This is a genomic window from Runella salmonicolor, assembly GCF_024158025.1.
GTDB classification, from domain to species: domain Bacteria; phylum Bacteroidota; class Bacteroidia; order Cytophagales; family Spirosomataceae; genus Runella; species Runella salmonicolor.
This window is the reverse complement of the sequence record NZ_JAMZEL010000006.1, coordinates 176395-197673: the sequence shown is the minus strand read 5'-3', so window position 1 is coordinate 197673 and position 21279 is coordinate 176395. Positions and strand designations below refer to the sequence as shown.

General features: G+C 46.9%; 16 protein-coding genes. 7 read left to right on the top strand and 9 right to left on the bottom strand.

Translation table 11 applies throughout. The features are described 5' to 3' along the window. Positions 1-109: 109 nt before the first annotated feature. Positions 110-397: a YciI family protein gene (locus NCI00_RS16085; RefSeq protein WP_114066817.1), complete on the top strand. Its 288-nt coding sequence runs from the start codon at positions 110-112 to the stop codon at positions 395-397. Between the two features lie 65 nt (positions 398-462). Here the strand turns inward: NCI00_RS16085 and rpsU are convergent, their stop codons facing one another. Continuing rightward, a complete protein-coding gene (rpsU, locus tag NCI00_RS16080; protein ID WP_114066818.1) occupies positions 463-657 on the bottom strand; it encodes a 30S ribosomal protein S21 in 195 nt (64 codons plus the stop codon). A gap of 128 nt (positions 658-785) precedes the next feature. Between rpsU and NCI00_RS16075 the strand changes: the two genes are divergently transcribed. Continuing rightward, entirely contained in the window at positions 786-1715 is a 930-nt protein-coding gene (locus tag NCI00_RS16075; protein WP_253529174.1) for a Ppx/GppA phosphatase family protein, read from the top strand. A gap of 3 nt (positions 1716-1718) precedes the next feature. Here the strand turns inward: NCI00_RS16075 and NCI00_RS16070 are convergent, their stop codons facing one another. Both NCI00_RS16070 and NCI00_RS16065 read right to left on the bottom strand, forming a co-directional pair. Beyond that, on the bottom strand, positions 1719-2873 hold the full coding sequence (locus NCI00_RS16070; RefSeq protein ID WP_253529171.1) for an amidohydrolase family protein: 1155 nt from the start codon (positions 2871-2873) through the stop codon (positions 1719-1721). A gap of 423 nt (positions 2874-3296) precedes the next feature. Continuing rightward, positions 3297-5012, bottom strand: coding sequence for an IlvD/Edd family dehydratase (locus tag NCI00_RS16065; RefSeq protein ID WP_166560594.1), 1716 nt, complete (start codon positions 5010-5012; stop codon positions 3297-3299). Positions 5013-5130: 118 nt separating this feature from the next. On the opposite strand from NCI00_RS16065, the gene NCI00_RS16060 reads away from it, so the two are divergent. Further along, positions 5131-5709, top strand: coding sequence for a Uma2 family endonuclease (locus tag NCI00_RS16060; protein WP_253529168.1), 579 nt, complete (start codon positions 5131-5133; stop codon positions 5707-5709). Here NCI00_RS16060 and NCI00_RS16055 read toward each other — a convergent pair. After that, a complete protein-coding gene (locus NCI00_RS16055; protein ID WP_253529165.1) occupies positions 5675-6100 on the bottom strand; it encodes an ABA4-like family protein in 426 nt (141 codons plus the stop codon). The genes NCI00_RS16060 and NCI00_RS16055 overlap by 35 nt on opposite strands. A 148-nt stretch (positions 6101-6248) precedes the next feature. On the opposite strand from NCI00_RS16055, the gene NCI00_RS16050 reads away from it, so the two are divergent. Then, positions 6249-6803: a cob(I)yrinic acid a,c-diamide adenosyltransferase gene (locus tag NCI00_RS16050; protein WP_253529162.1), complete on the top strand. Its 555-nt coding sequence runs from the start codon at positions 6249-6251 to the stop codon at positions 6801-6803. A gap of 227 nt (positions 6804-7030) precedes the next feature. Further along, positions 7031-8098 (top strand): branched-chain amino acid aminotransferase, encoded by a 1068-nt coding sequence (locus NCI00_RS16045; RefSeq protein WP_253529161.1) that lies wholly within the window; start codon positions 7031-7033, stop codon positions 8096-8098. Positions 8099-8228: 130 nt separating this feature from the next. Here NCI00_RS16045 and NCI00_RS16040 read toward each other — a convergent pair whose 3' ends face one another. From NCI00_RS16040 to NCI00_RS16020, 5 genes are all read right to left on the bottom strand, one after another. Next, a complete protein-coding gene (locus NCI00_RS16040; RefSeq protein ID WP_253529160.1) occupies positions 8229-8987 on the bottom strand; it encodes a glycosyltransferase family 2 protein in 759 nt (252 codons plus the stop codon). A 118-nt stretch (positions 8988-9105) separates the two neighbouring features. Continuing rightward, positions 9106-10971 (bottom strand): ATP-binding protein, encoded by a 1866-nt coding sequence (locus NCI00_RS16035; protein WP_253529159.1) that lies wholly within the window; start codon positions 10969-10971, stop codon positions 9106-9108. A 228-nt stretch (positions 10972-11199) separates the two neighbouring features. After that, positions 11200-12771: an N-acyl-D-amino-acid deacylase family protein gene (locus tag NCI00_RS16030; RefSeq protein WP_253529158.1), complete on the bottom strand. Its 1572-nt coding sequence runs from the start codon at positions 12769-12771 to the stop codon at positions 11200-11202. A 214-nt stretch (positions 12772-12985) separates the two neighbouring features. Then, on the bottom strand, positions 12986-14800 hold the full coding sequence (locus NCI00_RS16025) for a M14 family metallopeptidase (RefSeq protein WP_253529157.1): 1815 nt from the start codon (positions 14798-14800) through the stop codon (positions 12986-12988). A gap of 45 nt (positions 14801-14845) precedes the next feature. Continuing rightward, positions 14846-16600 (bottom strand): M14 family metallopeptidase, encoded by a 1755-nt coding sequence (locus NCI00_RS16020; RefSeq protein WP_253529156.1) that lies wholly within the window; start codon positions 16598-16600, stop codon positions 14846-14848. Between the two features lie 202 nt (positions 16601-16802). On the opposite strand from NCI00_RS16020, the gene NCI00_RS16015 reads away from it, so the two are divergent. Both NCI00_RS16015 and NCI00_RS16010 read left to right on the top strand, forming a co-directional pair. Then, the gene (locus NCI00_RS16015; RefSeq protein WP_253529155.1) at positions 16803-17777 is read left to right on the top strand and encodes an ABC transporter ATP-binding protein; all 975 of its coding nucleotides are present in this window, start codon (positions 16803-16805) and stop codon (positions 17775-17777) included. A 128-nt stretch (positions 17778-17905) separates the two neighbouring features. Beyond that, entirely contained in the window at positions 17906-21220 is a 3315-nt protein-coding gene (locus NCI00_RS16010; RefSeq protein ID WP_253529153.1) for a S41 family peptidase, read from the top strand. Positions 21221-21279: the final 59 nt, after the last annotated feature.

Below are 21279 nucleotides of genomic sequence, written 5' to 3'. Positions count from 1 at the left end.
GTCTCATACCGTAAAGGGTTAGAAATAAATGGGTTTTCCCTGATTTCTAACCCTTTTTCAATTCTATTCTGACCACAAATAAACCTTCACATATAACCCCTTTTGATGTATGCTTTACGTAATTCATGCCTACGATTTTACCGATGAACAAGCCCTCGAACGCCGCATGGCCGTCAGGCCCAATCACTTTGATGGCGCAAAACAGTTGAAATCTACTGGAAATTTTGTCTTAGGCGGAGCCTTATTAGACCCTGATGGAAAGATGATTGGGTCAATGATGGTGGTTGACTTTGAAGATGAAACAGGGCTCAACCAGTGGCTCCAAAACGACCCCTACGTAACTGGCAAAGTATGGGAGAAGATAGATGTAAAGCCCTTCAGAAAAGCCGATATATAGAAGCCGAAAAAGGCACTGCGACGAATCGCAGTGCCTTGATATATATGAAATGACTTTATAATCGCTTATAGTTCATCGCCCTCGCGCATTTTCTGCACGTAAGAGGCATGAATCACTTGCTGACGACGTTTCACTGATTTCTTTTCGAAAGCAGAGCGTGAACGCAATTCTTTCAAAACTCCGGTCTTTTCAAATTTCTTTTTGAAACGTTTGAGTGCCTTGTCAATTGATTCGTTTTCTTTGATTTGTACGACGAGCATATGTGTTTATGTTTATATCTATTTTGAAACGGATTGCAAAAATAAAAGTCTGCTTCTAAAAAATCAACTTTATTTGTGTTTTTGTTTCAGTTATTTACATTATCCGCAAAAATATCCCTTCCCAACCCATGAAGTACGCCATTATTGACCTTGGAACCAATACTTTCCATTTGTTAATTATTGAACAAAATCCTGACGGGATTATCCCCCTCTTTAAGACTCAAATCCCCGCCAAGATAGGCAAATCAGGTATTAATCAGGGCATTATCACCGAAGAAGCAACTCAACGTGCGTTGAATGTACTAAGTCAGTTTCGTCAAAGAATAGATGAATTTGGCGTTGAGCTTTCCAACATCAAGGCCATTGGCACCAGCGCGATTCGAAACGCAAAAAATGCGAAAGAATTTTGCGCAACGGTCAAAAAAGAAACAGAAATCACGATTGACATCATTTCGGGCGACCGTGAAGCAGAATTAATCTACCACGGCGTCCGACAAGGAATTGCGTTAGGCCAGAAAATATCTGTCATCATGGACATCGGCGGAGGCAGCGTTGAGTTTATCATTTGCAATGCTTCGCGCATCTTTTGGAAACAAAGTTTTGAAATAGGCGGGCAGCGGTTGCTGGAGCAATTTGTACTTACTGACCCCATATCGCCGTCGGCAATTCGGCGAATGAATGATTATTTTCAGGAACAACTTTTACCGCTGGTCAATGCCGCTCACCAATACGCCCCCCAAACGCTGGTCGGCTCTTCAGGTTCATTCGATACGTTGGTTGACATGGATTTTATGCACCGACTTGGCCATTTGCCCTCCCCCTCACAAACAGGTTTTGAGATTGCAACGGAAGAATTCTACCGCGCTTACCATCTTCTCACTACCCAGAATCACGATGAGCGCATGACCATTCCCGGCATGATAGAGTTACGGGTCGATATGATTGTACCGGGTGTGGTGCTGATTGACCATGTTTTACGAAGTTTGAATATTCAACAGATTCGCTCTTCGACCTATGCGTTGAAAGAAGGGATTATGGCTTGGGTTTTGTCAGCATAATCACTATCTCCTTAATATTTTTCGGGCGTTGGTTTGGTATATTTTTTTAAGCGTTCTCGAACTTAACGACAACCCATACAAAGGCCAATGGTACCCAAACCGATTGTGCTCGTAAAAGTGCTCGTCGGCCGACTCAAGGATTCTGAACGTAGTAAGATACATTTCGCGTGAGAAACCCATGTCAGTACCATAGACCAACCGATCGCTGTATTTTTCCATGAATGCCTTGGCAAAGCGTGGAATTGGGGCAAATTCGGCAAATCGAGCTGATATATCCGCGTACAAATTGGGATACGCATCCAGTAGCCTCGCCAATTGACTCAAGTCAGCGTTGCAGTTAGCCAAGTGACAAGCGATAAAAGTCGTGCGGGGGTTGTCGCGTACAGCCTCTTCAAGCGTAGTAATCAACTGATCATGGTTCAAAATACCCTCTTTGGTCATATCCACCCGCCATTTGGCAGCGTTCATCAAACCGTCATTGGTAGAGTCAGAAGGCAAGTACATCCAGGCATCCTCCGCTACGTGAATACTGATGGGCATTCCCAATTCCCCACACTTCATCAGGAGGGGTTTCATACGGGGGTCGTTAATGTGCATACCACGTCCCGGAGTTGGTTTAGAGTACAATTCCCCCAAACCTTTGTCGCCCAACTCCCCCACCCCCCGTGCACCCGATTGGTAGCACCGTACCAATTCTGCCACCGCCCGCTGCGACCAATCGGGTTGATCCATTCCAGTATAGTCAAACCCACACCATACTTCAAAACGATTGGGATAACGGGCGTATTTACGTACCATGGCATCAAAAGCCGCTCCCGTACTGTACGATAAAATGACTGACTTATCAATCCCCACTTCATCCATGAGCTGCACCCACCTATCCACATCAGCATCGGTTCTGGGATTATCGTGGGTGTGAAGGTCTATTGCTGGGTATTTGGCTTTCGGAATTTTTGATTGGGGCGTTTTGTAAATTGAGACTGGGCGGTAATCTTTCAATTTGACTTGTTGGACATCCTCTGTCAGTTCGGTACGTTGCAGGAAATTCAGACGAAAATCTTTCAATTTGGCGGACTGTGATTCCTGGCCGAAGGTGACAGTGACACACTGTACTGCCCCCAAAATAACAGACAAAAGCGTACTGCGGTAGTTGAACATAATACTGTTTTGATTTAAGTTTGCTACTTACTAAACTGCTTATAATCAAACCTTTCTACCCTTCAAATCTACTCACCATCCTACCTTGATGATACTATATAGCGGCAGGAGTTAGTCCTATTTGAGGAATACAGTAAGGCCCATCAGAAAGATACAACTTATGCCAAAATTTTTCAGAGAGAATTATAAGATATATACCAACAAAAAGACCCTCACTTAGCTCTACTGGTGTGGCATATCATAGTAGCGCACTACGAACACGATTTTCACCAAAGCCTATTGAAAACCAATATCTTACAAACCTTTTTTACCCGCTGCGGCCCGAACTACACCCACTGGATAAGGAACAGGCTTGAGCAGGGGATAAAAAAAGCGTCCGACAGTTTAAAACTGTCAGACGCCTAACTATCCAAGTCTCTTTGTTTAATGCGACTCTCTACTCACTTTGTGCCCAGATTTTCCAATCAAAAAGTCAAAATCACAACCTTCATGCGATTGGGTCACGTGCTCAATGTAAAGTTTGTTGTGGCCGCGGTTGTAGCCCAAATCAATCGGCGTCCAAGCCGCCCGACGACGCGCGATTTCATCGTCTGAAACGTGCCAGTGAATATAGCGTTCGTGAATGTCAACTTCGATAATGTCGCCGTTTTGCACCAACCCCAGATTACCACCAATGGCACTCTCGGGCGAAGCGTGTAGCAAAACCGTTCCGTAGGCCGTTCCGCTCATACGGGCATCAGAAATACGCACCATGTCCGTCACACCTTTTTCCAACAGTTTTTTAGGCAACGCCATGTTACCAACTTCAGGCATTCCTGGATAACCTTTTGGCCCCACGTTTTTAAGGACCATTACGCAGGTCTCGTCAATATCCAATTCAGGGTCTTCGATTCGAGCATGATAATCTTCGATTGACTCAAACACCACAGCCCGACCTTTGTGCTTCATCAAATGCGCCGAAGCCGCCGAAGGTTTAATGACCGCACCATTTTCGCACAAATTGCCTTTAATAACCGCAATCCCTCCTTCTTCCAAAATCGGCGATTCGCCCGAAGCAATTACGTCAGGATTCCAGTTTTTGGCATTTAATGAATTATCAATCAATGATTTACCATTTACGGTTATTACATTTTTGTGTAAATGCTCCTTCATTTCATTGATGACCACCTGCAATCCACCCGCGTAGAAATAATCTTCCATGAGGTATTTACCAGAAGGCATCACATTTAGTAAAAACGGCATTCGTGAACCTACGCGGTCAAAGTCGTCCAACGTCAAGTCTACTCCTATCCGACCCGCGATGGCCAGCAAATGCAACACAAAATTGGTAGAGCCTCCCACGCCCGCATTGAGCATAATGGCGTTTTCGAAGGCTTCTCGGGTCAATATCTGTGAAAGTGTCAGGTTTTCTTTGACCATTTCTACAATACGCATTCCCGTCATGTGGGCATTCATTTTCTTGCGAGAATCTGCGGCAGGAATGGCCGACAGCCCCGGCAGCGTAAGGCCCAGAGCTTCGGCCATGGTCGCCATGGTAGAGGCCGTACCCATTGTGGAGCAGTGACCAATACTACGGCTCATACAACTCTCCGCCTCTTCAAATTCTTCGGGGGTCATTTTGCCCGTTTTGAGGTCATCGGCAAAGCGCCACACGTCGGTGCCCGAGCCGATGGCTTTGCCTTGAAAACGACCCGCCAACATCGGCCCGCCGGGCAATACAATCGTGGGTAAATCGACACTCGCTGCACCCATGATGAGCGAAGGAGTGGTTTTGTCGCACCCCGTCAATAAGACAATCCCATCGAAAGGATTGGCACGAATGCTTTCTTCGACCGACATACTCGCCAGATTGCGATACAACATGGCCGTAGGACGAATGAGGGTTTCGCCCAAAGACATCACCGGAAATTCCAATGGAAAACCACCCGCTTCGTAAATACCGTTTTTAACACTCTGGGCTAAGTCTCGAAAGTGGCCGTTGCAAGGTGTTACTTCCGACCACGTATTACAAATACCAATCACGGGTTTTCCCTTAAATTGGTGCGGCGCATGGCCTTGGTTTTTCATCCAACTGCGGTAAATAAAACCGTCTTTACCTTCTTTGCCAAACCAGTCCTGGCTGCGGAGTTCATTTTCCATTATCTTTCGTTGAAATTTTCTGTTTCGATTTTATTACAATAAGGCTAAAAGTGGAAAAATCTAATAGTTGCTCGTTCAAAGAAGAACGCGTATTTTTGAAGAAACAAAGTAAGTTGTGATGGAAACAATAGCCGAAAAAACATATAGCGTCGAAGAATACTTTGCTTTTTGTGAGCAAAATGCAGGGCGTTTTGAGTACGTAAACGGAGCAATTATCGAAATGTCAGGAGAATCAGTAACTGCCAATCAAATTGCGGGTAATATTCATTTTTATCTGCGTGGACTTTTAGAAGACCAACCTTTTATTTTTGTTCAAAATGCTGTAAAACTGCAAGTGAAAGAGGGCAAGGCGTTTAGAATTCCTGATTTTTTCATTTTTCACGAAAGCGGTAATCAAAAAAAATACGCAACCGAACCAGTTTTTATTGTTGAAGTATTGTCAGAAAGTAGTATTAACACAGATCGTGTAACCAAATTGGCTGAATACACCCAAATCCCAACGTTACAATATTACTTAATCATCGAACAAGAGGAATGTTTGGTAGAAGTTTTCAACCGCGAAGGGAAACGTTGGTACGTGGATTTCTACAGCGATTTGAAAGAAACCATTGATTTGCCAGCACTAAACGTAAAATTGCCATTGTCAGTAGTTTACAAAAAAATCAATTTACCTGCCGCGTCTTCCCCGTCCGAATAACCCAATACGCCAGCAATCCAATCGGCCCCAGCATAAAGCAAAAAAACAGCGGGAGGATAATCCACCCGTGCGGGATATTTTTCTCTTGAGAGTCTTTCAACACAAAACTTCCTGCTACTAAATCAAACGCTAAGTAGTGAATCCACCCGGCCAACACCGCGCCGTCTCCGCCTTTAGAAAATAAACTTTTGACCCCCTCAAACGTACTGAAGTCATTGAAATTCAACGGCCCACCGCTGAAAATAAAATATGCGTACATGCACGCCAGCAAAACAGGAATCAGGTACGAGCGCACCAACCACTGCGTAACGCGCCAACGGGGCGCAACAATCATCAGAAGCCATTGGGGGAATACTAGCACGTTAGCGATTTGAAAAGCAGTCTCTATCATTGTATTTTCGATTGGGGTAAGTCTCTTTATTTCAATCTTCAATTTACATGTTTTAAGGAGAATTAAACCGTTTTACCCATTAGTTTGTTGGAACACTAAAAACAGGCAAGTCGAACAAAGAATGATTGACCAGCCATACCAAAAATACATGAAAATTTATACAAAAACGGGTGACAAAGGCACCACTTCGCTCGTGGGCGGGACGCGCATCAGTAAGGCAGATTTACGAATCGATACCTACGGCACGGTAGATGAGCTCAATTCCTACATCGGCTTAGTCCGCGACCAACCTGTGAACGAAGTACGCCGCGACTTTTTAAAATACATTCAGGACCGCCTCTTTACGATTGGCTCCATTTTGGCCTCCGAGCCAGACAACAAAAAACACTTTATCCCTGACCTCCACCAAGAAGACATCGTCGCATTGGAGCTTGCCATGGACGAAATGAACACCGTACTTGAGCCCATGCGTTCGTTCATTCTGCCTGGAGGGCATCCTTCGGTGTCGTTTGGGCACGTAGCCCGGACGGTGTGCCGGCGGGCCGAGCGTTTGGTCATTGCACTCAATGAATCTGAACCCGTTGAAGCCGAGGTGATTCGGTACTTAAATCGTCTTTCGGATTATTTATTTGTGCTTTCGCGAAAAATGGCACAGGAATTGGGAATAGAAGAAATAAAATGGGCGGGCCGTAAATCCTCGTAAGGGCAGACGCAACGGTACAAAAGGGCAGACGCAAGGCCTGCCCCTACGAGCCCAATTCATTTTTTTGATAACTAAACTGATATTTTCTTGTCTTTTCGCCGAAAAATAAAAATATTTGCATTGACAACTAATTTTGGTCTTTCGGCACACTAAGTGCTGATACAGAACAGTTGATACTTAGAAATCAGATACAATAATTGCTTACATACAGTAAAACCACCAACACAATGACAACGGACACATTGGCCATGGAAATCAAACGCGTAGAAGCTTCGCGTATCCATGAAGTAGATTTCGACAATTTGGTATTTGGTCGCCATTATTCAGACCACATGTTTGTCGCCGACTATATCAACGGCGAATGGACCAACCTTCAAATTGTCCCCTATGCCAACCTCAGCCTCAGCCCCGCCACTGCCGCTCTCCACTACGGACAAGCAATTTTTGAAGGAATGAAAGCCTACAAAAACGAAGCAGGTGAGCCGCTGATGTTCCGTCCGTTGGACAACTGGGCGCGTTTTAACAAGTCGGCCACGCGTATGTGTATGCCAGAAGTCCCCGAAGAAATTTTCATGGGCGGCCTCACCGAATTGCTCCGTACAGATGCGGCTTGGATTCCTACTGCCCCAGATACTTCGCTTTATATTCGTCCGTATATGTTTTCTACCGATGCCTATATTGGTGTAAGACCTTCAGATACCTACAAGTTCATCATTTTCACCAGCCCAGTAGGAAAATACTACTCAAAACCTCCACGCGTGAAAGTGGAGCAGCACTACATCCGCGCGGCCGAAGGTGGCGTAGGTTTTGCCAAATGTGCGGGTAATTATGGCGGCTCGTTGTATCCTGCCAAATTGGCCCAACAACAAGGCTACGACCAAATTATCTGGACAGATGCCCGCGACCACGAGTATGTAGAAGAATCAGGAACGATGAACGTGATGTTTTTCATGGATGGCAAACTCGTAACGCCTGCTACTTCCGATACCATCCTCAACGGTGTGACCCGCAAAAGCATCGTAGATATTGCCCGTCATTGGGGAGTACCTGTAGAAGAACGTAAAGTAGCCGTGAAAGAAATCATAGATGCGCTTAAAGAAGGCCGTTTAGAGGCGGCTTTTGGGGCAGGAACTGCCGTGGTGGTGTCGCCGTTTGGCGTAATCGGCTTTGAAGGAACCGACTACGAACTTCCTGCCGTAACCGAAGATTCATTTGTTTCGCGGGTTAAAAACTTTTTAACCGATCTCCGCACGGGTAAAACCGAAGACCCTTTTGGATGGGTAGTGAAGGCATAAATTCATCATATTTCTTAGCTTATCTAAGCGTCAGACGGACTGGGCGTCCCCGTTCAAACCGTCTGACGCTTTTTTTATGCTGTCTTATAATTCAAAATACCTAAAAGTTAGGTGTAAGCGAGCCCCACCTCTACCTTAGTTTTTTGTACTTCAAATACGTATAACGGGCATTTTCTTTGGCAATAAACCAGCCATAATACCCATCTAAGAAGCCAAATTTGAAGATATATTCTACCAAAAACCGAAACGCTGGACTAAGGTAGACTTTAACAAAAGAAGCTTTTTTGCCTATTTTTCGCCCTTTTTCGGCAAAAAGTGTACTGTATCGGTCGGTTTTAGCAATAAATTGTTCGGGTGTATCAACGGTATAATGATGTACGTACCCCGTTAGTTTTTTTACAGTATGCTCTGGTTTGAGCGTCAAGCCTTCATGGACCGCGTCAGTATTCCACTGAATCTTTTTTCTGTTAAAAATTCGGACGTGGGATTCTGGATTCCATCCACCAAAGCGAATCAACTTTCCCGCAAAAACCGTTCTGAAAGGCAAATCATAGGCATCAGCCTCTGGGGCGGGAGTGAAGGCTTGCTTTATGCTTTCAACTAACTCTGGGCTTACTACTTCGTCATCGTCGACGGATAAAATCCAATCGTATTTTGCCCACTGATTACCAAAGTTTTTCTGCTCAGAATACCCCGTCCAAGGTCGTTCGAGCACGTTGGCTCCCGCCGCCCGGGCTACTTTCCGGGTAAGGTCGGTGCTGCCAGAATCCACAACTACAATATCATTGGTGAGGGCTTTGAGGGCTTCAATCGTTTTAGCGATTTTCTTTTCTTGGTTTACGGTAATAATAACGGCCGAAAGCGAGGTCATGGCGTATTTTTTATACATTTCTAAAGCGCAACCTACTGTTTTCTCCCCAATGCAACAAATAATACCCCTCTTAAGTCAATGGTTCTTTAGGGGAAGATATACACTCAATTGCTTTTTGGGAGGCTTTTTTGCAGTTCTATCCCACTTCAACAAACGCTCTTTCAGTAAATACCAGAGGCGTAGCAAGGGGCAAAGTGAGTTCGATAATTGTACCCTGATTAGGTGCTGATTGCACAGTCATGCTGCCGTCAAGTTCTTCCACCCGTTTTTCCATGTTAAAAAGTCCGTTGCCGCTGCCTTTCACGGCTTCTTTGTCAAAGCCTATCCCATCATCTTTAATCTCAAGATGAAGTTGTTGGTTTTTTCTGCAAATCTTTATCCAAACATGCCGTGCCTGCGCATATTTGGCGGCATTGTTGATGGCTTCTTTAAAAATAAGGTAAAAATTATACTGTTGATTGGACGGCAATTTATAGCCTTTTAATTCTTCTGAAATACAAAAATCGTAGTGAATGTGCTTTGGTTCAAGCATTTCTGACGCAAAAATTTTCATCTTGGTCGTGATACTTTCCAGGCTATCATTCATGGGGCGAGTGGTCCAGATAATGTCCCGAATCGTACTCACGGTTCGTTGCGAGTTTATGCTTATCAGGTCCAACAGTTCTTTTAACTGTTCGTCTTTGTCCTTCAGTTGGCGTTTGGCCGCTTGGCTTAGCATCGCTACTCCGCTCAGCGTTGCGCCCAAATCATCGTGTAAATCGCGCGCAATCTGACTCCTAATTCGGTCCGACAACTGCATTTGACGAATGGTTTCGGCCTGTGTTTTTTGGGCATCGCGAATTTGTTTCAACCGATTTCTGTAAAATGCGTAGCTCAAAACCCCCATCAACACCACAATAACCGACGCCAGCGAAATAATCCAATAGGTTTGGCTCTTCAATTCCGCTTCCTGCGAGGCCTTAATTTGCTTGAGGCGTTGGTTTTCTTTGTCTTTCTCGAAAGCGGTATATTTCAATTCAACCAACTCGGCACGAACCACATTCTTTTTCCGTTCTATCGAATCGTTCAGCATTTTGTACGCTTTAAAATAGCCCAATGCCCCTTGATAGTCCCCCTTCATTTCTGCCAATTCCGCCATTTCTTGATTGATATGCGCGATTTCCACAATGGATCCAAACTGCGTAGCCGTGTCGAGTGCTTTTTGAAAATACACTTTGGCGCTGTCGAGTTTCTGTTGAAGCCTGAACGTCTTCGCAGATTCTTCATAGCACTGAATTTGGAGTAATTTTTCGCCGTGCTGTTGACTTTGCTGTGTAGCCTTCCCCATGTACCAAAGCGCCGTCGAAAACTCCCGCCGGTCGTTATAATTTCGGGCAATTCCTAGTAAAATCTGGGGCAATATCTGGTAATTTTGGTCGGCTTGCTCCGCCAATTTCAGGCCTTGATCTAAGTATTTTAACGATTCTTCATAGCGGCCCATGCGACGATATAAGTCGCCGATTTGCTCGTGATTGACCGCCATTCCCCGTATTTCATTCTTTTTTTTGTTCAACTCCAAGGCACGAAAAGTATAATCCAACGCCTTTTCCAGTTGATTCATGCTTTTGTAGTTTTCGGCAATATTGTTGAGGCAAATCGCTTTGCCACGCTCCCACCCTGTCTGTTCAAAAAGCTTCAGCGCTGTAAGATAATATTCCTGACCTTTGGCATAATTCCCTTCCAACGACTCCAGAATGGCGTAATTGATAAAACTTTGACCAATATTAGTATTGTTATTGAGTTTTTTGGCGAGCTGGTTAGCTTCATTGGCGTAGCGCCACGCGGTAGTTTGGTCAATTTCAGAAAGGCGATAAGCCAACCGATGGAGTGTCACGACACGCGCACTGTCTTGGACAGGATGCGTGGCCAGCCACTGCCGCAGACTATCGACCATGCGATTTTGAGCCGTCAATCCAATGCTTACCGCGTAAAACAAAGCAATAAAAGCCAGTCTAATTTTCATAAGCAATAACGGAAAGCCATAATTAAAGAACGAATTTGCTAATTTTCTTAAATCTTACCTACACCAATTTAGTTAATGGTAATTGTATCAAGATACAGTAGTTATCTGACTTATTAGCAAAATGCCGCATACGTGCCAGATTTGCGCCTCTAGCCTGTGTGAGAAGCAATTAAAACCTCACCATTATGAAAAAAATGCAGGGTTTGACAAACAAAATCGGGCAGAAACTTACTCCCCTTTCCGCAATACCTTTCCAGCCCGCAGCCCCGTATGTTTTTCATTTTCTACAACCAATTCCCCGTTGACGATGACGTATTTCATCCCGCGTGAATATTGATGCGGACGGTCGTAGGTAGAAACGTCGATGATGGTGTTTTCGTCAAATACGAGTACGTCAGCCACGCGACCAGATTGAAGCAATCCTCGCTCGGCCAACTTGAATTTTTGGGCGGGCAATGAAGTCATGCGACGAATGGCTTCTTCCAAGGGGATGATTTTTTTTTGACGTACGTAGTAACCCAACACGCGGGCGTTGGTGCCGTAGCCGCGCGGGTGAGGCACACCAAAGTTATACACCCGAATAGAAGCATCAGAGGCAAACATATTTTGCGGATACCGCATAATGTTTTCGACGTCCCAATCGCCCATGCCATGAAATACCATACTAGCCCCACCTTTGACGGCCATTTCCATGATGGTCTCGGCTTCTACGGTTGCTTTGTGTTTGCGCCCTTTCAGGAGATTTATCTCTTCAATATTTTTACCGTTGAGCGTGGTATCAGCGTCATAATAGGCCACTACAGCGTAGGTAAAGTGATTTTGCTTACGACGTTTGAGCGTTGCCACCATTTCTTTCACCATACGCTGACGCGTAGCAGGGTCGTTGACGCGTGCTTTGATAGAATCCAGCCCGCCTGCCAGCGCCCAACTTGGCAGTAATGTATTTAGCCCAGTGCTGCTGGCGGTATAGGGGTATTGGTCAATGGTGACGTCGATGCCTTCACGTCGGGCGTTTTCGACAGCCGCAATGGTCTCTTTGGAGCGTCCCCAGTTGTTTTGTCCGCTTACTTTAAAGTGCGAAATCTGAACAGGAATAGCGGCTTGCCGCCCGATATTGACGGCCTCTTCGATGGCGGTCAGGACTTCATCACCTTCATAACGAATGTGCGAGGCATACACGCCGCCGTAGCGAGCCGCCACTTTGGCCAATCCCACCACTTCTTCGGTGTTGGAATAGGTACCGGGTACGTAAATCAGCCCCGTGGCCAGACCATAGGCCCCGTCTTTCATGGCTTTTTCGACGAGGACTTCCATACGCTGTTGCTCTTCGGTGGTTGCAAACCGATTGGCCGTGCCCATCACCGCTTTCCGAACGTCATTGTGGCCAATCAACGACGCCACGTTGACCGATGTTTTGACACTGTCTAGTTGCTTAAAATACAGCCCTAAATCTACGTTTGACAAACCGCAATTACCCGTTACCACAGTAGTAACACCATCATAAATGAAATTGTCGGCCGTAGGCAATCTGAATTCGTCTTCTTCAATGTGGGTGTGTACATCAATAAACCCCGGACTCACAATCAGCCCTTTGGCATCCAATATTATCTTGGCGGTGGCATTTGGCCATTGGCCGACGCGCGCAATCTTGCCGTTTTTGATGGCTACATCGCCGTAAAACCAAGCATTTCCGGTACCGTCTACAATTTTACCGCCGCGTATGAGTACATCGTATTCTTGGGCAAAAGTTGCGGTTGTGGCGAAGAAAACAAACGTGATGAGTGTAAAGAGAAGCTTCATGAAGTGGGGTTAATATTAGGTTAAACGAAGAACGTAAAAAAACGGCGCAAAAAAAATTGGCTGCGCTTTCGGGCAGCCAATTTTTCGTTCATATGAATGCAAAATTAAAAAACCAGTAGGGGCAGGCCTTGCGTCTGCCCAGAAGCGTCTGCCCGATTTATAGAACTGCAAAACCGAAGAACAGAAAAATAATAAATGTAAAATGTACGGTACTTTACAGGGTTTTGGAAACAATGCCTCCTTTGCGGCTGTCTACCTCAACGGTCCATTTGTCGGCTTTGCCTTTGACAATCCAGCGTACTTTCACGGAATTTCCGCCGCCACCGAAACCGCCAAAACCACCGCCTCCACCGCCGCCGCCGACAGTACCAGCAATGTTGGCCACTTCAATCGTTTGCGGATTATATTTTTGTTCTCTCGTGATTCCCAGATCTTCATTTTCTACAATCATTCCCGCCAATACTTGCGCGTTTTTGAGCGTGATGTAATCAGGTCGCTCGATTTTGAATCTTAAATCATGCGCGGAGTGGGTCGGAATAGCCCGTTGGTTTTGTACCACCGCCGTTACTTCCGTCAGGCCGTTGGCCAAAGCTTTGGTTTTAATATCAATGATTTCCAACTTAGGCATGTGGTAGGCATGAAGCATGGTAAAGGCCATGTTACGGTGCCCTTCTTCTTCCAACAAAAAGCCCGGCGTGTTACGAATGTAGTTGCGTTTGGTCCCGCCGATTTCAATATCCCCGTATTGTGGGTGTTTGATGGGCTTCCATTTGACGTAGCCGTCACCCAACAACAAGAACTTATCAAACTCCTCAAACTCGCTGTTTTGGTTGCGGTTTTCGGTAGAGTTTTTGTTGAACATCCGCCAAGATGTATTGATTTCGTTGGAGAACATAAACACGCCACGTCCCAGTCCAATCCAGTCAATTTCACCGCCATACACCGTATAAAGGTCTTTCCAAAGCACGTAGTACTTATACCCTGGAATCATTTTCTCACCCGTTTTTCCGATTACGTCATACACGGCAATGTCAGATTGCGGCACGTACATGGCATCTTCTTCCGCGCCAGGAGGACGCAAAAACATCCCGCCGAAGTTGTGGTAACTTTGCGCACCCGCAATGTTTGGATGTGAGTAGAAGAATTTCTTCACGTTTTTTGTTTCGGGCAATGTTCCCGGATAAAAAAGCGCCCCACCCTGAATATAATCAGGCTGCCAGCCCCAGCCCCAGTCGCGGTTGGGGTCGTATGCTCCCGGATTATCTTCGTTTACGCGACCGTCACCGTCATTATCAATTCCCTCAAAACCAAGCATTTCGTATTCTCCTTGCTCATCTGGCTTTGCCAAAATCATACGACCCGGAAAATCAGGGTCTACTTTATACCGCCCCGTAGGAGATTTGCGACGCATGGTCACGATGTTGCCATCACCATCCAAATCATCGTAAGTGTCTTCATCCACCAAACCATCGCCGTCGTCGTCGAGCGGCATCATGCCTGAGCGCGACGAGCTGGTGGTGTTTGATTTATAGATAAAATTTTCGTGCGCATCGGGGTTAAGTGAAGGCAATATGTAGAATGTACGTCCTTTCAACATATCGGTTACAAAATCCATTTTCCCGAAACTCTCGGCCAAGTACCAAGCCGTGTACATGGCAAACTGCGTTCCCTGCAACTCATTGGCGTGAATGTTTCCGTCGATCCAAAAAGCAGGCTTATTTTCGGGTTTTCCGCTTTTAAAATCCGTAACGGTAATGACGTACATCTCACGTCCCTGAAACGATTTTCCGATGGATTCGTATTTGACCAAATCGGGATAGGCTTTGGCCAATTCTTGCATCAGTTTGTTGAACCCAGCGTAGTCCATGTAATAATTCCAACCCCATTTAACTTTAGGATTGGCGGGGGTACCAATCGCCCGCATACCGTTCAGGTCTGGGTCGGTTTGGGGGGCAGTTTGTGCAAAAGCGTTGACCGCTAAAGTGCAGCAAACGAGTGCATATATAAATGAGTGAATGTGTTTTTTCATTGTTTTTACAATTAACGGATAACAAATAACGATTAACAGAAAGCCCTACTTCAACGTGACATCTGCTGATTTTACGCCTGCCGTAGGACATCCCGTTTCAATGGTCAATTTACCAGTTCCCGACACCAACCACGTGTATTCTTCCGACTCATCAGAAGCAAGCGCGGCGCGTAGGTTTAGGCGTTTACCCGACACAATGGCCTGTCCAGCTCCCAATTTTAGTTCGGTTTTTACTTTCTGAACAAAGCGAACACGGTCGCCGATTTCGGCGTAGGTTGGCATCAATCCTTTATTGATAACGGTTGCCGTAATGCGCGTCAGGCCGTTGCCCAAGGATTCCGTTTTTACATTTACCAATTGAATTTCGGGCATCTGCGCACCCAATCCCGTCAGGAATTTTACATGTTTATCGGCAACGGCGGTCAAATAAGAGACCGGCGGGTTCAATTTAGAGAAAGGAACAATCCCCCCCACTTCCACTTTTTGGCCGGGGAAATCAGGATGTTGAATGGTTTTCCAATCCACGTACACACCCGTCAATTTTTCTTTGTCGGCCCACTTCAGAAAACGAGCATCGTCTTCACTTGCATTGGCCGTGCTTGTTGCGGCGGCGGCACCACCACCGCCCATGCGTCCACCACCAGCGGGGCCGCCTGTGGCAGCAGGTGCCGTTGGAGAAGGGGTAGTTGGGGCCGTTGCGGCGGCTCTTCTGGTCGTATCTCTGGGGGCTTCTACTTTGGGAGTCCACCAGCCTGGAGTCGTAAAGCTATAACGACCCGCGTGGTAATAGGCCGTTTGGGAGAAATTTCCGCGTGTTTGCGGCATGGTCGGTGCGTCTTTCAAAGCCGTACGACCATTGTATAATTTTGACACCTGCTCCATTGCTTTGGCATCTTTTGCGAGTGGCCCAGTCAAAATCCGACGAGCCACTTTTGCCGCGTCAAAACGCGGAGCTTCGCTCAGGTTGTTGTTGGGGCCAAAGGTAAGAACCGCAAAAATATTGGGGGCACGATACAGGAAATCCAGTAAAGCGCGTACTTCTGGCTCCGAAGCGGCGTGTTCGCCCGAACCAGTTGTAAATATCTGATAATCAAACGTGAAGTTCTTTTCTGGGTTTACACCACCCGCACCATCTTCGTTGTATACTCCATCTTTGTCGTTATCAATGCCTTCGGTATAAACCAAATATTTACCGCTTTCGCCCTTTGAAGGGTCAGCTTTGACCAGAATGCGCGGGTCTTCTTTGCTCGCTACGTAGGTTCCCGCCGCATCCTCTACGCGAATCCATGATACGACACCATCGCCGTTGAGATCCTCAAACGGGTCTTCATCTACGCGGCCGTCGCGGTCGTCGTCGGTTTTGGAGTCATTGGTTGTACGTTCGTACTTTAGTTTAGCCGAAAACTGCTCCTGCGCATCAGGGTTCATGCTGGGCAGAAAATAGAAGGTTTTGGTTTCCAACAGCTTAGCAACGCTGTCAGCATTGGCTGCTCCGAGCATTTTTTCGGCCGTCTGGATGGCCAATTCACTACCTGCCAAGTGGGTACCGTCTAGCCCAGCCACAATGAGAATGGCTGGTTTTTTGGTGGCATCTCCTTTTCCTAAGGTAAGAAGCCAAAGGTCGCGACCACCGGCGCTTTTACCGATAGAACTCACCGAAGCCAATGCGTTGAACTTTGTCGAGAGGTTTTTAAGTCTGCCGGAGAGTTGTGCGTGGCTATTGTACGTCGTTTGCGCTTCCAAAGTCTGCGCAACACACGCCAATGCCAGTACTCCTCCATAGAGTAATTGACGAATCATAAAGTTTGGTTTTTAGTGTTTAGTCTGGTGCAGGAAAACAGGAGTTTAAAGTCACAGATTGTAATGTCCGTACTTCTTATCCTTCCCCTTACATACCATTGACAAGGCAAGTTAGCTAAGAAATTTTATACCCAATAGTTTGTTGTACTTTTGAGCGATAAAAACCGAAATTTCAGAGAGGTAACTTATAGTTTTGCGAACAATGTCTTTTTTTAAACTCAATTCCGTTTCAAAAATATACCAAAAACAATGGGTCGTCAAAGAAGTTAGCTTTGCGCTTTTTGAAGGTGAAATCTTTGGTTTACTGGGCGAAAGCGGCTCTGGCAAAAGCACCTTACTCCGCATTGCGGCGGGATTATTGGACCCCGACGAAGGGGACATTTGGCTTCAGGGACAAAAATTACGCCTTGCCAGCGACCAGCTCATTCCAGGCCATCCCGACATCAAGATTGTTCATCAAGACTATAATCTTTCGGCACCGTTGACGGTCCGAGAGAACATAAATTACGCGTTGCGGTACTACGAAAAAGCCTACCGCGACGAACGGGTGGACGAATTACTCCAGCTTTGTCAACTGGAATCCGTGGCTGAGCATCCCGCCAAATCGCTTTCTGGTGGCGAAAAACAGCGCACCGCCATTGCCCGTGCTTTGGCCGAAGAAGCCAAAGTATTGCTATTGGATGAGCCATTTGCCCATTTGGACTTACCCAACCGCCGCCGCCTCACCGAAACCATTCGAGAGCTGGCCGAACAAACGGGCATTGCCTGCATTTTTGTCACGCACGACGCCAATGACGCCCTCAGCCTCTCCACGCGCATGGGTATTTTACACCACGGAAATTTGATTCAGCTCGGAACGCCAGAAGCCATTTATCATTCACCCGCCGATGCCTACGTGGCCGAACTGACGGGAGAGATAAATCTATTGGATGCGGATTTTTTCAAAAATCATGTACATTCCCGTCTTCCCGATGGTCGCATTGCCATTCGGCCCGAAAAACTCACAATCTCCCTTTCGCCCACCATTTACGGGGTAGAAAGTGTGGTAAAACGGGTAGTATTTGAAGGAAGTCACTACAAAATATACCTTCAAGCGGGGCCGCAACTGCTCAAAGTCAATCACCATGAAGTAGTGCCTTTGGAAAAATCAGTATTTGTTGATTTCCGTACTTTATAAAATCGAATAACGATAACCTTGAATACAGAGAAACCGCAGAGATAAATCGCTAGCGTACAACGGGCAAATAGATTTGGGGAGCATTGCAAATATGCGTAATTTTCAGCACAACTAAATAACCCTTCATCATGCGATTTCTACCCTTTCTGGCCTTACTGGTTGGTTTTTGGGGCAACGGTAGCCACGCCTCGGCGCAAGGCACTCGTCTGCTGCGTCAACCCACCGTCAGCGACCGCGCCATTGTCTTTGTATATGCCGACGACCTCTGGCTCGTTGACCGCGACGGCGGCAAAGCTCAACGCCTCACGACCCACGAAGGCACCGAATCCCTCCCTCATTTTTCGCCCGACGGCAGCCTGATTGCATTTTCGGCCCAGTACGCTGGCAACACCGACGTGTACGTTATTCCTGCCACTGGCGGCGAACCCAAACGCCTCACTTGGCATCCAGGCGAAGACGCCGTGCAGGGCTGGACGCCCGACGGGCAGAGTGTCGTTTTTCGTTCGGGGCGCAGTGGATATCCAACCGCCATTGCTAAGTTTTTCAAAGTCAACATCAAGGGCGGATTTCAGGAAGAACTGCCCATTCCGCAAGCCCACGCGGGAGAGATTTCGGCCGATGGCCAAATGGCGGCCTACCAAACCATCGGCTTTTGGGACCCCGAATGGCGTAATTATCGCGGTGGACAGGCCCAACCCATCTGGATTGTGGACTTAAAAACCCTTACGCTCAAAACTACTCCTCAAACCGACCGTGAGCGCCATACCGACCCCATTTGGTACAAAGACATGGTCTATTTTCTTTCTGAGCGCGACTATGCCAACAATATTTGGTCGTTCAACCCCAAAACCAATGAACTCAAGCAGGTCACCTTTCACAAAGATTTTGACGTAAAAAGTCTGGATGCTTCCAATGACCGCATCGTGTATGAACAAGGAGGCTACCTCCACCTGCTCGACCCGCAAACTGGGCAAACCAAACAACTGATAATCAACGTTCAGGGAGATTTTACGTGGGCATTGCCCCGCTGGCAAGATGTGCGCCCGTCGGCCCTGTTGAATGCGTCGCTTTCTCCCACAGGCAAACGGGCTTTGTTTGAATACCGAGGAGATATTTTTACCGTTCCCAAAGAAAACGGCGATTGGCGCAACATCAGCCACAGTTCAGGCGTGGCCGACCGCTCGCCTGTATGGTCGCCCAATGGTCAGAAGATTGCTTGGTTTTCGGACGCCAGCGGTGAATATCAGTTGATGATTTCGGACCAAGAAGGACTCGAAAAACCACGCGCCGTGGCCTTACCCAATCCCACATTTTACTTTAAACCCCAATGGTCGCCCGACAGCAAATATATTTCATACACCGATACGGATTATAATTTATGGGTTATGGAAGTTGAGGGTGGCCAACCCAAAAAGATTGATACAGAGCGTTTTGCGCACCCAAATCGCAGTCTGAACCCCGTTTGGTCGCCCGACAGCAAATGGATTGCCTACGCCCGTATTTTGGACAATCAACACAAAGCCATCAAAGTCTATAACCTTGAAACGGGCCAAACGCATCAATTGACCGACGGCATGTCAGACGCGATTTCGCCCGTCTGGGACGCGAATGGTAAGTATCTGTATTTTTTAGCAAGTACTAATTTTGCGCTAAACACGGGTTGGCTTGACATGAGCTCATATCAAATGCCCGTTACCCGTGGGGTATACATGATTGTTTTGGCCAAAGGCGAGGCATCTCCTTTTCTGCCCAAAAGTGACGAAGAAATCGTAGAAAAACCCGAAAAGAAAGAAGAGCCAACCACCGACGACAAATCCAAGAAAACGGACAAGAAAGGCAAAGAAGCGCCCAAAAAGGACGAAAAGCCAGAACCTAAAAAGGGAGTTGTGGTAAAAATAGATTTGGATGGACTTGACCAGCGCATTCTGGCGTTGCCCAAAGTAGCGGTAAAAGATTATGACCAAATCATCGAAGGCCCCGAAGGTTCGCTGTTTTTTACCGAAAATATCCCCGACCAGCCTGGTTTTATTCTCCACAAATACACCCTCAAAGACCAGAAAAACGAAGATTTTTTGAAGGGAATTCAATATGCCGTTACGGCACACGACCGCAAAAATCTGCTGTACCGCAGCGAAGGTTCATGGGGTATTGTAGCCACCGCCAATCCCCCTAAACCAGGCGACGGAAAGCTGAACATGGCAGGCATGAAAATTCAGATTGACCCCAAAGCCGAGTATAAGCAAATCTTCCGCGAAGGCTGGCGCTACCAGCGAGACTTTCTGTACGTAAACAATACCCACGGCGCTCCTTGGAACGACGTTTATCAATGGTACTCGCCTTGGATTGACCACGTTCGTCACCGCACCGACCTCAATTACGTGGTCGATATTTTGGGCGGAGAAATTGCCGTAGGGCATTCCTATACCTCAGGCGGTGATTTTCCAACCTTGGATAATAACAATCCTGCGGGACTTTTAGGCGCAGATTTCCGCATTGAAAACGGGCTATATCGCCTCAAAACCATTTTTACGGGCGAAAACTGGAATCCTGAGTTACGTGCTCCGCTCTCTGGCCCGGGCATCGACGTCAAAGAAGGTGATTATCTGCTGGAAATTAACGGCGTGCCCCTTACGGCAGAAATGGATATTTATGGTTTATTGGAAGGAACGGCCAATCGTCAAATCAAAATTCGGGTAGGTGCTACTACCGACTTAAAAACCGCCAAGCTGATTACGGTCGTACCCATTGCCAACGAAGCACAGCTCCGCACGCGGGCTTGGGTAGAAGGCAATCGCCGCAAGGTATCCGAACTTTCCAAGGGCCAGTTGGCCTACGTATGGATTCCCAATACGGGCAATGGTGGCTACGAGTATTTTAACCGTTATTATTTTGCCCAACAGGATAAAAAGGGAGCGGTTATTGACGAGCGCAACAACGGTGGCGGTTCGGCCGCTGACTATATCGTGGACGTTTTGGCCCGAAAATTACAAGGATATTTCAACAGCCGCGCCAACGACCATAAGCCCTTTACCACACCGATGGCTGGGCTTTGGGGCCCTAAAGTGATGATTATCAATGAGCGCGCTGGCTCTGGGGGTGATTTGATGCCGTTCTTGTTCCGCCAAGCCAAAGTCGGCCCGTTGGTAGGCACTCGCACCTGGGGAGGACTGGTCGGCACATGGGATACCCCGCCGTTCATTGACGGTGGTCGCATGGTAGCGCCACGCGGTGGTTTTTATGATATTGACGGAAAATGGTCGGTAGAAGGCGAAGGCATTGCGCCCGATGTGGAGGTTCACCAAGACCCCGCCAAAGTAGCCAAAGGCGAAGACCCGCAACTGGAAAAATCGGTGCAGGTAGCGTTGGAATTGTTGAAAACGCAAAGCGTGACGCTCAAACCCGAGCCCGAAGCGCCTATTCGTTATAAAAGACCACAGAAGTAAATAATAACGTTGGCGAGGACCAGTCCGCCGGTGCGACCCAGTCCTCGCCAACGTTGAAT

Excerpts from the sequence above, each read along its gene's own strand:
- NCI00_RS16085 (WP_114066817.1), top strand. The coding sequence starts at position 110 with ATGCTTTACGTAATTCATGCCTACGATTTTACCGATGAACAAGCCCTC.
- rpsU (WP_114066818.1), bottom strand. The coding sequence starts at position 657 with ATGCTCGTCGTACAAATCAAAGAAAACGAATCAATTGACAAGGCACTC.
- NCI00_RS16075 (WP_253529174.1), top strand. The coding sequence starts at position 786 with ATGAAGTACGCCATTATTGACCTTGGAACCAATACTTTCCATTTGTTA.
- NCI00_RS16070 (WP_253529171.1), bottom strand. The coding sequence starts at position 2,873 with ATGTTCAACTACCGCAGTACGCTTTTGTCTGTTATTTTGGGGGCAGTA.
- NCI00_RS16065 (WP_166560594.1), bottom strand. The coding sequence starts at position 5,012 with ATGGAAAATGAACTCCGCAGCCAGGACTGGTTTGGCAAAGAAGGTAAA.
- NCI00_RS16060 (WP_253529168.1), top strand. The coding sequence starts at position 5,131 with ATGGAAACAATAGCCGAAAAAACATATAGCGTCGAAGAATACTTTGCT.
- NCI00_RS16055 (WP_253529165.1), bottom strand. The coding sequence starts at position 6,100 with ATGATAGAGACTGCTTTTCAAATCGCTAACGTGCTAGTATTCCCCCAA.
- NCI00_RS16050 (WP_253529162.1), top strand. The coding sequence starts at position 6,249 with ATGAAAATTTATACAAAAACGGGTGACAAAGGCACCACTTCGCTCGTG.
- NCI00_RS16045 (WP_253529161.1), top strand. The coding sequence starts at position 7,031 with ATGACAACGGACACATTGGCCATGGAAATCAAACGCGTAGAAGCTTCG.
- NCI00_RS16040 (WP_253529160.1), bottom strand. The coding sequence starts at position 8,987 with ATGTATAAAAAATACGCCATGACCTCGCTTTCGGCCGTTATTATTACC.
- NCI00_RS16035 (WP_253529159.1), bottom strand. The coding sequence starts at position 10,971 with ATGAAAATTAGACTGGCTTTTATTGCTTTGTTTTACGCGGTAAGCATT.
- NCI00_RS16030 (WP_253529158.1), bottom strand. The coding sequence starts at position 12,771 with ATGAAGCTTCTCTTTACACTCATCACGTTTGTTTTCTTCGCCACAACC.
- NCI00_RS16025 (WP_253529157.1), bottom strand. The coding sequence starts at position 14,800 with ATGAAAAAACACATTCACTCATTTATATATGCACTCGTTTGCTGCACT.
- NCI00_RS16020 (WP_253529156.1), bottom strand. The coding sequence starts at position 16,600 with ATGATTCGTCAATTACTCTATGGAGGAGTACTGGCATTGGCGTGTGTT.
- NCI00_RS16015 (WP_253529155.1), top strand. The coding sequence starts at position 16,803 with ATGTCTTTTTTTAAACTCAATTCCGTTTCAAAAATATACCAAAAACAA.
- NCI00_RS16010 (WP_253529153.1), top strand. The coding sequence starts at position 17,906 with ATGCGATTTCTACCCTTTCTGGCCTTACTGGTTGGTTTTTGGGGCAAC.